Annotated in this window: 15 protein-coding genes; 5 read left to right on the top strand and 10 right to left on the bottom strand. The window is 42.0% G+C overall.

Annotated elements, in window-relative coordinates; all coding sequences use genetic code 11:
* Positions 1 to 4 precede the first annotated feature (4 nt).
* The 5 genes from KUV50_RS08385 to KUV50_RS08405 all read right to left on the bottom strand — a co-directional run bounded on the left by KUV50_RS08385 (position 5) and on the right by KUV50_RS08405 (position 7803).
* Positions 5 to 940 (bottom strand): homoserine kinase, encoded by a 936-nt coding sequence (locus tag KUV50_RS08385; protein ID WP_261395060.1) that lies wholly within the window; start codon positions 938 to 940, stop codon positions 5 to 7.
* Positions 940 to 3405: a bifunctional aspartate kinase/homoserine dehydrogenase I gene (gene thrA, locus KUV50_RS08390; protein ID WP_222579675.1), complete on the bottom strand. Its 2466-nt coding sequence runs from the start codon at positions 3403 to 3405 to the stop codon at positions 940 to 942. The genes KUV50_RS08385 and thrA overlap by 1 nt, the downstream gene beginning before the upstream one ends.
* Before the next feature lie 94 nt (positions 3406 to 3499).
* Positions 3500 to 3943, bottom strand: coding sequence for an rRNA maturation RNase YbeY (gene ybeY, locus KUV50_RS08395; protein ID WP_222579676.1), 444 nt, complete (start codon positions 3941 to 3943; stop codon positions 3500 to 3502).
* Position 3944: 1 nt separating this feature from the next.
* A complete protein-coding gene (locus KUV50_RS08400) occupies positions 3945 to 4337 on the bottom strand; it encodes an ATP-binding protein (RefSeq protein WP_222579677.1) in 393 nt (130 codons plus the stop codon).
* Between the two features lie 4 nt (positions 4338 to 4341).
* The gene (locus KUV50_RS08405; protein WP_222579678.1) at positions 4342 to 7803 is read right to left on the bottom strand and encodes a DUF4175 family protein; all 3462 of its coding nucleotides are present in this window, start codon (positions 7801 to 7803) and stop codon (positions 4342 to 4344) included.
* A gap of 219 nt (positions 7804 to 8022) precedes the next feature.
* Between KUV50_RS08405 and KUV50_RS08410 the strand changes: the two genes are divergently transcribed.
* The gene (locus KUV50_RS08410; protein ID WP_261395061.1) at positions 8023 to 8235 is read left to right on the top strand and encodes a PspC domain-containing protein; all 213 of its coding nucleotides are present in this window, start codon (positions 8023 to 8025) and stop codon (positions 8233 to 8235) included.
* On the opposite strand, the gene KUV50_RS08415 is transcribed toward KUV50_RS08410, so the two are convergent.
* Complete coding sequence (locus tag KUV50_RS08415; protein ID WP_222579679.1) at positions 8236 to 8451, bottom strand: hypothetical protein; 216 nt, start codon at positions 8449 to 8451, stop codon at positions 8236 to 8238.
* A gap of 319 nt (positions 8452 to 8770) precedes the next feature.
* Between KUV50_RS08415 and KUV50_RS08420 the strand changes: the two genes are divergently transcribed.
* Both KUV50_RS08420 and KUV50_RS08425 read left to right on the top strand, forming a co-directional pair.
* Complete coding sequence (locus tag KUV50_RS08420) at positions 8771 to 9082, top strand: DUF3467 domain-containing protein (RefSeq protein ID WP_222579680.1); 312 nt, start codon at positions 8771 to 8773, stop codon at positions 9080 to 9082.
* Positions 9083 to 9110: 28 nt separating this feature from the next.
* Entirely contained in the window at positions 9111 to 10331 is a 1221-nt protein-coding gene (locus KUV50_RS08425) for a pyridoxal phosphate-dependent aminotransferase (protein ID WP_222579681.1), read from the top strand.
* Here KUV50_RS08425 and KUV50_RS08430 read toward each other — a convergent pair.
* From KUV50_RS08430 to KUV50_RS08445, 4 genes are read right to left on the bottom strand one after another with little or no spacing between them, the layout of a single operon-like run.
* Complete coding sequence (locus KUV50_RS08430) at positions 10325 to 11311, bottom strand: biotin-dependent carboxyltransferase family protein (protein ID WP_222579682.1); 987 nt, start codon at positions 11309 to 11311, stop codon at positions 10325 to 10327. The genes KUV50_RS08425 and KUV50_RS08430 overlap by 7 nt on opposite strands.
* A 2-nt stretch (positions 11312 to 11313) precedes the next feature.
* Complete coding sequence (gene pxpB, locus KUV50_RS08435; RefSeq protein ID WP_222579683.1) at positions 11314 to 12066, bottom strand: 5-oxoprolinase subunit PxpB; 753 nt, start codon at positions 12064 to 12066, stop codon at positions 11314 to 11316.
* Positions 12063 to 12827: a 5-oxoprolinase subunit PxpA gene (locus KUV50_RS08440; RefSeq protein ID WP_222579684.1), complete on the bottom strand. Its 765-nt coding sequence runs from the start codon at positions 12825 to 12827 to the stop codon at positions 12063 to 12065. The genes pxpB and KUV50_RS08440 overlap by 4 nt, the downstream gene beginning before the upstream one ends.
* Positions 12828 to 12871: 44 nt before the next feature.
* Complete coding sequence (locus tag KUV50_RS08445; RefSeq protein ID WP_222579685.1) at positions 12872 to 13915, bottom strand: aldose epimerase family protein; 1044 nt, start codon at positions 13913 to 13915, stop codon at positions 12872 to 12874.
* Positions 13916 to 14045: 130 nt separating this feature from the next.
* Here KUV50_RS08445 and KUV50_RS08450 point away from each other — a divergent pair, with 130 nt between their 5' ends.
* Positions 14046 to 14960 carry a GYDIA family GHMP kinase gene (locus tag KUV50_RS08450; RefSeq protein ID WP_315899950.1) on the top strand — a complete coding sequence of 305 codons (915 nt, stop codon included), beginning with the start codon at positions 14046 to 14048 and terminating at the stop codon, positions 14958 to 14960.
* Positions 14961 to 15214: 254 nt separating this feature from the next.
* Positions 15215 to 16018 (top strand): 3'(2'),5'-bisphosphate nucleotidase CysQ, encoded by an 804-nt coding sequence (locus KUV50_RS08455; RefSeq protein WP_222579687.1) that lies wholly within the window; start codon positions 15215 to 15217, stop codon positions 16016 to 16018.
* Positions 16019 to 16068 lie beyond the last annotated feature (50 nt).

The raw sequence follows: 16068 nt of genomic DNA on the forward strand, positions 1-16068 counted from the left end.
TGGATTAATATTTATAAGCGCCTTCGGGATTTACCTTTGAGATCAATGTTGTGGCCTTAATTTTTGAATTTGAAAAAACTTCACGCATGGCAAATGCGATGTTTTCAGCATCCAAACTGTTTTCCGATAAAGCAAATATGGATGGACCAGCACCAGAGATACTACATCCCAGTGCATTTTGATTCATGGCAGCTTCTTTGACCTCGCGGAATTTTGGTATCATAAAGGCACGTTGAGGTTCTATAATGTGATCTTGTAAGCATTGACGCATCAAAGTGAAATCTGAAGTGAATAGACTATAAATGAATCCTGCCAGATTAAAAGATTGATTGATGTGTTGATCCAGCGTTATATTTGTTTTAATGACATCTCGTGCATTTTTAGTTAAAATTTCTACGTCCGGGTGAACCAGTGTGATGTACAGACCTTTCGGAGTAGGTAGTCGTCGATGCAACAAGGTCTCGTCGTTTTTGACAAAAATTATTCCTCCCAACAAACAAGGGGCTACATTGTCCGCATGGTAGGCCTTGTCTGCGGATTGTTCTCCTTTTACCGCGTAAGGCAATAACTCTTCTTTTGAAAAAGGCTTTCCCATAATGTCATTCACAGCAAACGCACCAGACACAGCGGATGCAGCACTACTACCCAATCCACTGCCAATGGGCATTTTTTTATGTATTTCTATTTCAATGCCCATGTCAGAGGCATTGCATGCGTCGAGAACAGCCTGACCTGCCACGGATGCAGTGTTCTTTAAAGGATCCATGGGAAGTTTACCTCCATCGTTGAAAATTTGTGTTATATGAACTCCTTTGTATTGGTCCGATTTCCGAGCAATTACTTCGTCTCCGGGAGACTCCAAGGCCAAACCGATGATATCATACCCTACGGCGAGATTGGCGATGGTGGCCGGCGCAAATACTTTAATTCCTGCTTTCATTAAGATGGGCTAATTTGACTTTCTATATTAATTATTTCAGCAAAAACACCTGCCGCTGTCACTTCTGCTCCCGCCCCGGGTCCTTGAACAACAAGTGATCTTTTGTGGTAGCGATGGGAGGTAAAGACGATCATGTTGTCACTGCCCTCCAAGCTATAAAAAGGAGATTTTTGATCGACGGCTTGCAGGGAAATATTTACTGTATTGTTTTCCATAGTAGCGATAATACGGAGCTTCTTATGGTCTTTGGCTGCTTCCTGTCTTAGGTTTTCGAAATAAGCATCATTGTCCTGCAGGCGTTCAAAGAACTCTTCGGTGGTATCTGCTTCCATACAGTCTGCTGGTAAAAAGGATTCGATCATGACTTCGTCAGGTTCGATTTTCATTCCAGCTTCCCGACTTAAAATAATGATTTTACGTTTGACGTCTGTACCACTCAAATCGATCCGTGGATCAGGTTCGGTAAAGCCAAGTTCTTTAGCTTTTCTTACAATGGTACTGAAAGGAGTTGTTCCATCAAATTCATTGAATATATAAGATAAAGATCCAGAAAGAACACCTTCTATTTTTTTGATTTTGTCACCAGAGTGAATAAGGTTTTGCAAGGTCGATATGACCGGCAAGCCGGCTCCCACGTTGGTTTCATAACCAAAAGTAACATTGTTTCTTTGTGCCAGTCTTTTTAGATTCACATACTCTTCGTAGGAAGAGGAGGTAGCAATCTTATTTGGTGTAACAACATGAATGCTTTCGGCCAGAATGGAGCGGTACTGCCGTGATATCTCATCGGTGGCTGTATTGTCAACAAATACAGAATTGATCACATTGGCATCATCCATGCGTTTTTTGAAGAGAGACATATCCATTGCCTCTCCATTTCGTGACAGATCATCTTCCCAGCTCTCCAGGTTTATTCCGTGTTCATCAAAAAGCATTTTCCGGCTATTTGCGATGCCGATTAGCCTGATTTCAACTCCACGATCTTCCAATAGAGACTGACTTTGCTCATGAATTTGCTTGATCAATGTGCTGCCGATAAGACCAGTGCCGACGACAAACAAATTGATAACCTTGATGTCTGACAAGAAAAATCCTTCGTGTAGAGCATTCAAAGCCTTGTTTTCATCCTCTTTGTTGATAACCACCGAAATGTTTCTCTCTGAACTTCCTTGAGCGATTGCTACTATATTGATACCGTTATTTCCCAGTGAACGCATCATTTTTGCAGCGACACCCGGCACAAATCGCATATTATCACCTATAATAGCGAGGATAGAAAGCTCTTTTTCGATGTGCAAATGGTCAAGATCATTCCGTTCGAATTCTCGCTTAAATTCTTCTTGAATGACTTTGCTCGCTTTGCGAACCTGATTGGGTAATATTGAAAAACTGATACTGTATTCAGATGAACCCTGTGTGATAAGCATTATATTAATACCAGCATCGGCGAGACATCTGAACAGACGGGCTGCAGTACCTGGAACACCGACCATCCCATTTCCCTGAAGCGTGAGCAATGCCACATTATTTATGGCAGATATCCCTTTGACTGGATGATCGTTCAGATTGACCTCCGCTGATATATATGTTCCGCTGTGATCAGGATTCATGGAGTTTTTTATCACCAATGGAATGTTCCGATCCATAGCTGGCTGCATAGTTGGTGCGTAGATAACTTTCGCTCCAAAGTGTGACATTTCCACAGCTTCCAAAAATGACATTTTGGGTATGGTAAAAGCTTGCTTTACGCGGCGGGGATCGGTGGTCAATACCCCATTTACATCGGTCCAAATTTCGATGAGATCAGCTTCAAGACCTGCACCCAGCAATGCGGCAGTATAATCCGATCCACCTCGACCGAGTGTGGTGCTTAAACCGCCTTTGGTCGATGAAATAAAACCGGTTACAATTTGAATAGCGGTGCGGTTTTTGTAGTAGTCTGCAATTTTTTGATAAGTCAATCTTAGATGAACTTCTGCATTTCCGAAAACGCGATTCGTCTTAATTATCTTTCGTGCATCCAGGTACTCCGAATGCACTCCTAGCTGGTTCATGTATTTGGCAATGATAAACGCAGAATACCGTTCGCCGAAGCTTAATACATAATCCATGGTTCGGGGAGAAGCTTCCCATACCAGGTAAATTCCATAAAGGAGGTTCTCCAGGGTTTCGTGCTGTTCCTGAATCACTTCCATAACCTCTTTTCGGTAGGTCGGATTATCGAACAATTCCGCTATAACGTCATTGTGTCGTTGTATGAAATGATTCAGATCTTCCTTGTAATCTTCTTTTCCTTTACTGGCTTTTGTGGCCATTCCGATCAGAAGATCGGTAATACCACCCATGGCGGAGAAAACAACAGTAAAAGGGATCCCCTTTTTCGAGTAGCTCTGAAGAATATTTCCAACATTACGAATTCGATCTGCATCCTTGACCGATGAACCTCCAAATTTTAATACGCGCATATATGAATTATATAATAGATTTATCGTTCTTATGACATTCAATCAATAAGGGCTCAAAATTATTAATAAATTCTTAGGGACAGGAATAAAAAGGTCATTTAAATTTTCCTTCCAGTAGCGTTTGAACAGATTTGAGATATTCATCTTCTTTTGCCCGCATGATTTTTTGTTCTTCAACCGTCTTATCTGTATATCCACAGCTGTGTAAAATTCCATGAATGATCACGCGATACAGTTCTTCGTAAAACCCATGAGACATCGTGCAGGCATTGTCCATAACTCGTTCTGTACTTATGTATAAGTCAGCCGTGAGGGGAGTTTCTGAATAGGTAAATGTGATAATATCTGTGAAATAATCGTGGTTCAGGTATTGCTTATTGATGTCCAGCAAATATTCATCAGAGCAAAAAATAATAGATATTTCTCCGATTGGCGTATCCCTTTTTTCTTGATTGATGGTTCTGATTATCCATTTGCGGATATCTTCTTCTTCATCCCAGGGAAAGTCAACATCGTGGTGAAAAAATGATATTTCCATTTTATAGTTTAAATCTAAGGACAACGGATTGACCATTTTTTATAAAATCAACCTTATCCGTTAAATGGCGCATAAGGTGAATCCCTCTCCCTCCGGGCAGTGACAGGTCCAATTTGGAAGTGGGATCTTGAACAGCAGATGGATCAAATCCCCTTCCCTGATCTTCAATCTGAACCACGAGATAATCATCAACGACTTTTTCGGAAATAATGACCATTTTAGAAGCGTCCAACTGATTACCATGGATGATTGCATTGTTGACAGCTTCCATAATAGAAAGACGAATATCCACGAACTTCGGCGGATCAATCTGATAATGTTTTTTCAACCGGGTTATAAAATCATCAATCAATTTGATGTTTTCAAGTTCCGATGCGAAAACAAGTTGTGACAAAGCGTTATCGGTTTTTCAGGTCTTCGTAATATTCTTCCACCAATTGTTTATAATAAGGCTTTAGTGCCGGAGAAAGTTTCTGATACGGTGTGATTTCTTCTCGTCGTCTTTCAAGGTATTTTTGCAGGTCAGGAGGGAGTGTCCTGGGGACATTTTTAGCTTCCTCAGCTTTCCGCTGTTCATCCATCTCTTGTTCCCGCTCTGCTTTTTCAGCTTCAAGGAGCCTCGTTAATATCTCCTGTTGCCTTTGCATCATTTCGTTGGTTAGCTTTTTATTGACCAAGTCTGTTTCCATGCCATCCATCATATCTATTAGCTGCTGGAGTTGCTTGGAACCCTTCCCTTGCTCCATTAATTTTTGCTGTTTTTCTTCCAGCATTTTACGTAATGCAGCTTGTTCGGCTGCGGTTTGCGCAAAATCTTTACTCATTTCCCCTCCTTTACCTTTTCCTTCCTGTCTTTTTTTGGCCATATTTTTCATTTCCTCGGTCAGCTTTTTCTGTCCTTCTGTAATTTTATCCATTGGAACTGATCCAGAACTATTACCTGGATTTTGACACATGGCACTAGGCTGAGCCATTTGCATTTGCATGTTTTGCAAAGCTTCCGTCAGCATCAGAGCCAGATCATTTACATTTTTCATGGTCCTGCGCTGGTCATTGGCAGCATCTGACTTTTCTTGCTCTTCCATAAGTTTTAAACTCTTTTCAAGGTGCGTGTCGATGAGATTCACTTTTTCGGTGACTGTGGTTTCGATTTGAGCGTTTCGACCAGCCAGAGCCATGAGGCTGTCCCGAATCAAAGAAAAATTGCTTTTAAGCTTAAATTGGTCACGTACTTTTTCAACATACTGCGGAGTGGCGTAAGACAGAGGAGCAACCTCATCGATGAGGGTTTCCTGATCAAAGGAAAGCCTGACCAGGTTTTCAAGAATTTGTCGGAGTGTTTTAATGTCTTCTTTAGCTTGTTGTTCCTGACCACTTTGCATATTTTGCTGCATGGATTCTGCCATTTGTTGCATTTTGTCACCCGCATCTTTTTGCTTTTGACCCGCTTTTTGGGGAGATCCGGACTGCATTTCTTCCATGCTTTGGTTTTGGTCTTTTTTGATGTCTTCGGAAGTTGTTTTGGGATCATCCATTTTGGCAGGAGACTCCAGGGATTTATTTTTTTCATGGAGTTCCTCCAATTTTTGGCTGATTTTCTCAAACTCCTCATTCAGCTTTTTTTGTTTTTCTATATTTTCTTCCTGATTTTTATCCGATGGCCCTTCTTTATTCTCTTCACTATTCTCTGTGCTATTCTTTTCCTTATTATCCGACTCCTTACTTTCTTCTGAATTCGGATCTTCTTCTTCACCTGCTTGATTTGTATTTTCTGAATTGTTATCTTGATCCTCTTCCATTTTTTCTTCGATATTTTGCCGGGCAAGTTCTTTTTGTTTTTCGGCCAACTCCTCCAGCTTTTCTGCCTGATCCATCAGATCACTTTCCATTTCAAGTTTTTTATACAATTGTTCCAGTCGCTTGAGATCCATTTGTGTCTGATTCATCTCCTGAGACATTTGTTCGAGCTCCTGGATTGCTTCATCTTTCTTCATTTTATCCATTAACTCCTGTATTTTCTGCATGAGTTGTTCCAGTTTTGGATTCTGAGCTTGTTCCATCATCTTTTGGATATCTCTATTGTTCTGCTGGTCGGTATTTTTGAATTCCTCCTGATTTCGAGAATTCTGCTCATGCATTTGTTGTGTTTCCTGAAGTTTTTGCTGAATAGCGTCTTGGTTTTTCAGCAACTCTTCCATTTCTTTTTTCCGCTGCCAGGAAAGCTCTTTTTCCTGAAGCAGTTTATTGCGAAGTTCTTCGGTCGATTTGATCAATTCCTCTTGGTTTTTGAGGATATCTTCCAGGTTGGAATTGATTTGTTGTTCGGTTTGTTCTTCCAATTCTTCAAACTCTTCGATGGTCTTTTGAGTCCACCTCTGGATGGCAGTTTTTGAAGATTTGCTTCCACGGACTCCATCGTTGTCAAAAACTTCAAAGTAATACCACAACGCTGCACCGGGAGCCAGGTCAAAGTTTTGTATATCTATGATCTTGTCAAAAGTCGCGGCTTTTCCTGTTGTATTTGACAGGACTTCGGAGTGGAATTCAATATCTTGATCCGGGTTGGCACCTTCAGGTACAAGAGCGTAGTTGTAGGTTATTTTCCGGATCCCGTAATCATCCGATGCTTCTCCCAGAATATAATGAATTTTAGGATTGAGACTGTCCTTTTCATTTTGAAGACTGATGCGCGGGTATTCATCTGGAATCGATTCTATGAAGTATTGTACTGAGTCTGCACGTGGAATGTCGGACGAATTGAAGACAAGCCGATAGTCGGTATTACGATAGATGCGCTGACCAAACTTCGCGATATTGTTACTCGTATTAAGAACCGTGTCGACCCCTTCCTTATTCAGTTTCAGTCCCAGTTTAGACATGTTTTCGGTATCAAATGTCCACATAACCTTGGTACCTGCGGGCACGATAAAATCGCCTTCATTGAGTAGAGATTTGTCTTTTATTCCGGTATAGTCAGGAAAGTCCAGATCAATTTTCATACGAGCTAATGAAGGTTTTTTGAGTATCTTAATCTCATAAGGTACAGATGAAAATCCATTGGCAGAAAAGAAGAATCGGGTGTCATTCCCCACATTTTTCAGTGTATATGAAAACTGTCCCAGGTCATTTTTTTTCATCTTATACTGAAAATTGTCAATCGTGATAAAGGCTTCTTGCGGCAAAACGCTGCCTTCCGTATTCATGAGTATTTCAATGTCTTCAAACTGAGGTAAAGAAAGATCTGTGTTCTCCAGCTGAAAATCAAACGGTGCTTGTCGCTCAAATTCTTCATTATTGTGAAGAAGACGATACGACGAATCTGTGATCATACTGGGTGCACTAAAAAGCAGTACGATAAGTATCAGAAAGGGCGGAAGTGCATAGCGCAGATATTTACGATTTTTCGAAAGATCAATGGCTTTGGGGAAGGAGATCAGTTTGATCTCATTAGTTTTTTGTTCGATACTGTGTAATAATAGGTCGTTTTCCGTTTGCCCGGTTTGTCGGGCAAGTTGAAGTATATTTAATAATTTGTCCTTGACTTGAGGAAAATGATCACCGATAATACGGGCAGCTTCTTCCTGGTCCAAGGTTTGACCGATTTGAAAAAAACGAAATATCGGGCGAGCAATCCAGTGGATAAAAGAAAGTATTAAAACACCTAATCCGCTGTAAAATAACACTTTACGAGTGGATGAAGAAAAGTAAAACTGGGATTCCAGAACATTAAAAATTATAAAAAGAAAGAGGTTGAGTCCGATAAACAGCAATGTCCCTTTAATCAACTGATTTGTATAGTATTTGCGGATAAACCTGTTCAGTTTTTGTATTAACTGCTCGTAACCGGTAGAATTATTCATTGTTCTGCTCGTTTAATCATGGGTGTCAGCTAACTCTAACGTTGCTTCTGCGCATTATCTGTTGAATGCTCACAAATTTGTGCATTTAGAGTAGTCAAATTGACTTTTAATGTGCTGATCAAACAATAAAATATAGAAATTGATTATATTTCACTTGGAAATCGAATGCATGATCCCACTTAAAGGAACTATTTGTTTGTAAAAAAAGTTTCAATTTACATGAACTGGCGAAATATTTTAGAAAAACAGGCTTTTGGAGTTTGCAGTTCCATCGCAGATTCTGCCGGATGGACCGTAGATCGGGTCCGGGTATATTTTGTTTACCTGTCTTTGCTCACTTTTGGATCACCTGTCATCGTTTATTTGTTTTTCGCTTTTTGGATCCATTGGAAACAGTATATACAGGGACGACGTCCTTTGCAGTATCTATAGTCAAATAGCCAATATGGACGAATCTTGTCCGATTATGGCCCGCATGGTATCGACCTGTATGGGGTGGTTGGTTTTTTGAATGTATTCAGATGTTCTGAAATGCAATCTTTCACATTCTTTTTGATTGAATACGGTCAGACAATCCGGAAAGCAAATAAAAAACAATCCAAGACAGCCGGCGATAAATACAAATAATTGTAGAAATCTTAGCTTCATAAAAATATCGGTTTTTGAGATGATAAAACAAATATATGGCTTTTTATCAATCTTTAAAAATATTTGATTAACAAATAATTACGTTACTTCACGTCAAGTTTTAGTGTAATCATATTGATTTTAACCGTCATGTTTACTTGTATAGATAATGAGTGGTTAAAACATGGCTGTTTTAACATTTGAACCAATTCGTGTCATTATTTTGATTACATAGGAGAGGAAGTATTCTGAGATTGCAATCAGATCCTACTAAATTATCCGGCAAATTCATTGGTATAGTCCATAGAAATCACCTACTTTTGACAGGAAAATACGGATTATGGAAGAGAAAAAAGTTGAGAATCAAATGAATATTGAAATTTCGGAAGAAACAGCCGATGGAATTTATTCCAACTTGGCCATTATTTCTCATTCCAACCAGGAATTTGTAGTGGACTTTGTTCGGATGATGCCCAACCTTCCCAAAGCAAAAGTGAAAAGCCGGATTATATTGAGTCCGTCGCATGCTAAGCGGTTGATGCTTGCCCTGGAAGAAAATATCAAAAAATTCGAAAAGCAACACGGAAAAATTAAAGATGGAGGAGCACCTATGCCACCCATAAATTTCAATATTCCAAACGCTGAAGCCTGATTTACCTGACCTTCAAATCTTATCCACAATGGACCATGTGAGCCGAAGGAGTTGCTATGCTTATGAATCGCCCATCAGAAAACTGATGAAATATGCGAATCAAGCCAAAAAGAACGGGATAGAAGTATTTCACCTGAATATCGGACAGCCCGATGTTCCTTCACCGGTTAATCCTCGAGAAGTCTTGTCTGACTGGAAGTCAGACCATTTGCCCTATGGTAAGTCCGAAGGTGAAGAATCTATGCAGGAAGCATTTTTGGCCTATTACGAAAACTGGGACGTTCATTTGGAGTCTGATGATATTCTGGTGACCACCGGGGCGAGTGAAGCCTTATTATTTAGTCTGTTTGTCACCATGGATCAGGGGGATGATCTGATCGTTCAGGAGCCTTTTTATGCGAATTACAATGGGATCAGCCAAATGGCCGGGGTTAATATACAATCTGTGTATACGCCTTTTGAGGATGGATTTCCAATTCCTTCCATGACGGATTTTGAAAAAGTGCTCACGCCCCGATCCAAAGCGGTATTGTTGTGTAATCCGAACAATCCGACAGGAAAGGTTTATACACGTGAAATGCTGTTGCAGCTGGCAGAATTTATATTAAAACACGATTTATATCTGATCGTGGACGAGGTCTATCGCGAATTTTGTTATGAATCTGAGTTCTATAGTGTGCTCCGGATGGACCATATTCAGGACCGAGTCATTGTTCTGGATTCCATTAGTAAAAGATACAATGCTTGCGGAGCCAGAATAGGATGCATCGTAACCCGGAATGCGACAGTGAGAGAGATGATCTTGAAGTATGCTCAGCTTCGACTCAGCCCTCCTGTTTTAGGGCAGAAATATGCAGAGAAAGCCATTAATCCCTCGCAGGAGTTTATGCAGAACATGATGGATATATATCGTGCCAGACGGGTATATGTCATGGATCGTTTGAAAAAGATTCAGGGCATTATTCTCAATGAACCAGAAGGAGCTTTCTATATTTTTGCTCAGTTACCTGTTGATGATTCGGAACTTTTCTGCAAATGGCTTTTGACTGATTTTCAGATCGATGGGAAAACAGTAATGCTGGCACCGGGGAATGGATTTTATGCGACGGAAGGACTTGGAAAAAATCAAGTTCGATTAGCCTACGTCCTTGATTTGCCCCACTTGGTTGTCGCCTTGGATTGCCTGGAGGAAGGGCTCAAATGCTATCCGTACTCCAGCATCAACCAGGAATCTTCAGTAGCTCAGTAAGTCAACGAATGATTTTTGATGTTTTCGGGAAATAGTTTATTCCAGAAACGGGTAAATTGTTGCGTTTTATATTTTCGAAGATATATCGCTTCCTCTCGCGTGGTCCATTTGAACTCAAGATGATCCCCCGGACCCAGGTAAGCCAGTTTCCACAGATCCGCATCAATGATTTTAGCTACCCGAGGGTATCCGCCTGTTGTCTGACAATTGGGCAAAAGAAGGATGGGTTCACCACCGGAAGGCCATTGGATCATACCTGGCAACACAATGGATGAAACCATGGAAGTCATCGTGTGATTATATTCTTGGTTTGTGGTCAGACGGTATCCCATTCGACTGCTATTTCGGCTGATGCCAAAAGATTCTTCGCTCAAAGCATGTTTGATTTGATCACATTGATGTAATTCAGCTCCGGCAGTTATACGGATGGTATGAGGTCCGGAAGACTTGGCGGGCTTTAAGTAATCCGGTGTTTTTACAGTAGATAATTCCATCTGGCCTACCTGGTCGATGATGATTCGGTCCTGATCTTTAAGTCGGTTGCCTGCACTTCCTGAAAAAGGACTTAGTACATCTGCCGATGCACTTTCGTAGACTCTGTTCACCCTCCATTTTCCTCTGATGGCAAGATAAATGGTACCATTGCGGGCAATTTTTTCGATCCGCAGGATTTGCTGGCTTTTTGCGTGCAAAGTAGTGTGAGAAGGGATTTTTTGATCATCGAGATAATATTCCCCGGCAGAGCCGGTCATGGCAAAGACATGGGGTTGATCAAATACAAATTCGACCGGACCAGTTCCCACTTCAAGAACAGCAGGACCAGCACCTTTAAAATCAAAATGATGAACCAGACCATTGGCCCACCAATACTGAAACAGATCTGTTACGCCCGACGAAGGAACTCCGAGATGTCGGGTGTTTTTCCGCCCCTGATCCATCACCATGGTTTGCCAGCCCGCTTTCTTAACTATGATTCCCATAATTAGGTGGTTTTAATCAGTTTTTGATATTCATTCACAGTCTTACCTTCCAGAGCTTTAAAATGCAAACGCGAAACAGGCGTGAATCTGATTCGATCCAAAGGACGGATCATTAAATCATCTATTGCCGGTGCAGTTGATAAGGTATAATCAAATAAATCCAATGGTGTTCGGCCTATAATATTCCATCCGCCCGGGCTCGCCATGGGATATACCCCCGTTTGATGTCCGGCTATCCCGACAGATCCTTTTTGGATGTTTTGGCGGGGTTTTTCGAGTCGGGGACAGGCCAGCCGGGGATCCAATCCGCCCAGATAAAGAAAGCCGGGGAGGAACCCAAACATATAAAAAATATACTCTTGTTCGTGGTGAATATGAATCAAATCCTCAAAAGAGAGCCCGCAGTGGGAGACCAATCTGTCTTTGTCCCATGCCATCTCATCTTCATAACAGATCGGAATGGTTATGTGCCGGGGTTTCACTGTCATGTTTTGTGACATATCATGAGGACGCTCTGCAAGAAGTACCTCCACGTTATCCTGAAGCCGCTCAAAGTTGACCACGTCAACATCGTATTGGATGGTTAGTTCGTGGAAGGTAACCCAAACGTGTTGAACACCCCGTATATTTTTGATCAGGATGCGTTCCCGCAGCGCATATAACCATCTGATTTGTGGTTCAGATATTACCGGTTCGAGCTGTAGAGTCAAACAACGTTCAGATAATGCGAAGATTTGATAATTGAAGGTATTCATAAGCCAGGAGGTGTGAGAACAATGTTTTCACGATCCAGACTAGCGTGGAGTTGCTGAGCCAGGGTCAGTGCATAGGAATGGTCCCCATGGATACAAATAGTTTGTGCTTCCAGCAGGATGTGTGCGTCGTCCACAGTTTTAATCCTGTTACCTTTAATAATGTTAATCGCTTGTGCTACTGCTTCATCAGGGTCAGAAATAATTGCTTTGTCGTGATTTCGCGCCACTAAGGTGCCGTCGCTGTTATAACGGCGATCCAGAAATTCTTCAGCAATATACACAATACCTTCTTCCCGAGCTCTTTTTTCGAGCAGACTTCCTTTTTGACCATACAGCAACAATGGGTAGGGCCAATCCAACAAAAACCGAATAACAACTTGAGCTACTTTTTCTTTATGATGGGCATCATGATAAAGAGCGCCGTGTAGTTTCAGGTGCTGCAATCGGGCGCCGACCGATGAACAAAGACCTGATAATGCTGAGGTCTGGTAATACAATGACGCATATAGTTCACTTTCCGACTGATCCATGGAGATGCGCCCAAAACCGGGCCTATCCGGGTAGGAGGGATGCACTCCAATGGCCACATTTCGCTGATGAGCCTGGCGGATGGTCTGGAGAATGGTATGAGGGTCCCCGGCATGAAAACCGGTAGCAACATTGCAGCTGGAAATAAAATCGAGCAATCGGATCAAGTGGGGTGCCTCTTCGTAGGCGATTTCTCCCATATCGCAGTTCACATCTATCCTGTATTTAGCCAAAGTGAGTTGTTTTTATAAAAAAAAATTATCGCGCAACGCTGTCCTTATTTTTTACTGGTGATCTCATGCAATGATTCTCGCTGATCAAATTCATAGATTACGATTTCTTTCATCGGCTCTCCGGGCCGGACGATAGAATCAGGAAAAGTTGGCACATTGGGGCTGTTCGGAAAAAACTGTGGTTCGAGACAAAAACTTCCCCATTTGGGGTAATGACTATTTTCTTTACCGGGGTGATTACCTGCAGAATTGCAGGTGTAAAATTGAATTCCGGGAAGCGTCGTATGAATTTTCATCATCCGTCCACCGGTTTCTTCCCAGATACTCGCCACCTCCCGGAGATTCCCTTTTTGATACTCGTGGAGCTCAAAATTATGATCATATCCGCCGGCTAATTGGATTTGGGGATGATCATCACTGAGGTAAGGGAATATTTTACGATAGTTTCTAAGGTCAAACACGGTATCATTTACATGGTTCTTATCATTATCAATGGTGAAAAATTCATCCATCGGGTAGTAGTAATCAGCATTTACTTTAAAAAAATGATGTCGTAAATGCCCCGCATCATGTCCGGCTAGATTAAAAAAGGGAAGATGAGCCAGATTAACCGGACAAGCTTGATCTGAAGCTGCTTCCAGCGTAAGCCGGAGGGATTGAGGGCCTTCGAGTGAATAAGTGACCCGAGCAGTAACTTTGCCAGGATAACCTTCTTCACCGTCAGGTGATACGTATTCCAGAATGACCGTATCGCTCGTGTGTTCCAATACTGTCCACATTTTTGTGTGGAATCCGCCCGGACCGCCGTGCAAGGTGGCACCGGGTACATTCTGATTCAATGTGTAGGTCTTGCCATCCAGTGTAAACCGGGCTCCAGCGATTCGGTTGGCCACCCGACCACAGACTGTTCCATAAAAATTATTGAACCGGACATATTCATCCAGGGTGTCATACCCCTGGAGAACATCTACTTCTTTTCCATCTACTCCGGGAATCCCTGCATTGATGAGACGGGCTCCGTAATTTGTGATTGTAAATCGAACCATGTCGGATTTCAGGATAAAAGATTGAGGGGTGGAAACAGTCATATGGGGTGGTTCGGTTTAAATAATTTGGTATAGTGAATCGATCGCAATTTATAAAGATATAAAATTATCATGAACAGTTGAAAATCTGTATCTTTACCACTTAATTCCTTCACGCCTAAAAACAAACAACATCGCCTTCAAGACCCACTCCAACGGTAAACTATTAATCACTGGTGAGTATTTCGTCATGGAAGGGGCGATGGGATTGGCTGTTCCTGTCAAATGGGGCCAGTCCATGAAAGTGACTGAATCTCAGGGTGCCGGGATACATTGGATAACGAAGGACCAAAATGGAGCCAAATGGTTTGAGTGCAAGCTCAATCTGATTGATTTTGCCATCGAGAAAACCACCGATGAAACCAAAGCTGAATTTGTTCAGTCATTGATTAAATCGGCAGCTCAATTAAATTCCGATTTTCTATCCAAATGGAAAAAATATAAAGTTACCTGTGATTTGGGGTTTGATCCGGCGTGGGGACTTGGAACCAGTTCGACGCTGATCTGCAATTTGGCGACATGGGCAGAGTTATCACCTTTTGAACTTTTTTTTGATACCCAGGAAGGATCGGGATATGATATTGCTGCGGCGGTTTCGCAAGAGCCCTTGCTTTATCAGAAAAACGAGGATGAACTTTCTTTTGAGACTTTTGATTGGAGCGGAAATTTGACCGATGGAATTTGTGTTTTTTATCAAGGCCATAAACAAAACAGTCTCGAAGAAGTCCGGACCTGGAAGACGAATAAAGTATGGAAACAAAAGGACGTAAAACAGGTCAGTAGTATCTCTGAAGCATTGGCCGATTGTAATGATGTCGATGAGGCTATTTCCTTGTTGCGGGATCACGTCAATATGATGGAACGTATTTTGAACCGGACAGCGTATGATGGTCAGTTTTCCGATTTTGAAGGTGTGGTCAAGCCATTGGGAGCATGGGGTGGCGATTTTGGGTTGGCACTGCATACTGATGTGGAATATACAGCGAAGTATCTTGCAAAGAAGGGGATGAAGACCGTGTTTCGGTTGGGTGATATTCTGGTAAAATGAGCATCTTCTCGGGATATGGTATCAACATTACTTAGAGCTTTTAACAACACAAGATCATTTTGAGCGGTTATTTATCTCAACCAATATGAACGGGAAAGCCGGAGTACAAGAGAGCTCAGACGAAAAATGAAGAGTAGGCGTTCATGGAGTATGCGACGAAGCATATTTCAAATCATTCATTAGAAGAGATCAATCGTATCTTCCCCGCAGGGAGGAGACTGAAACAGTAGAAAATTAATAATCACAAAATAAGTATGAAAGCACCTGAAACGTATATTTCTGATCTAAAGACCTTAGTCCGTCAGGCCGGAAAAGAACTTTTGAGAATATACCGGAAAGAGGGCGGTGTGGATGTGGAACTCAAACAGGATGATTCCCCCGTTACTGTGGCAGACCTCCGGTCCAATCAAATCCTCGTCACCGGACTGAAGGCCATGGATGATTCGATCCCCATCGTTTCTGAAGAAAACAAAGCCATTCCTTTTGAGGTACGTAAGAATTTTGACCGGTTTTGGATTATTGATCCGCTCGATGGCACCAAAGAGTTTATTAAAGAGCTCGATGAATTTACCATACATCTGGCGTTGATCGAAAAGAACCAGGTCGTGTTGGGCATGATATATGCGCCGGTGTATGATGAGCTCTACTATGCCTGGGAAGGTGGTGGGGCGTGGATATCACTAAATGGGGAAGACAGAAGATTGGCCGGGCATGCGGTAGATTTCAATCAGGACCGATTGCGTATCATGCGATCCCGTTCGAACCTGGATCCGCTGACGATGGAATACATCCAGCGATTTGATAACCCGGAATTGATCACGATGGGTAGTGGTCTGAAGTTTGTCCAGCTAATTACCGGTCAGGCAGATTATTATCCACGGGCACGTACCAACATGAAGGAATGGGATATCGCCCCGGCTCAGATTATTCTGGAGGAAGCCGGTGGTGGCATTTATCAGTGGTCAGCAGATGAACCTTTGCGTTACAACAAAGCGGAGATGACGGTCAAAGGATTCAGGGTTGTGTCACAGGCAGAACAGATTAATGACCTGGTATGAAGTGTGCGTTGGTGCACCAGTGGATGGAACGAAAATACGAATGCATAAGC

Source organism: Membranihabitans marinus, assembly GCF_019802045.1.
Taxonomy (GTDB): domain Bacteria; phylum Bacteroidota; class Bacteroidia; order Chitinophagales; family Saprospiraceae; genus Membranihabitans; species Membranihabitans marinus_A.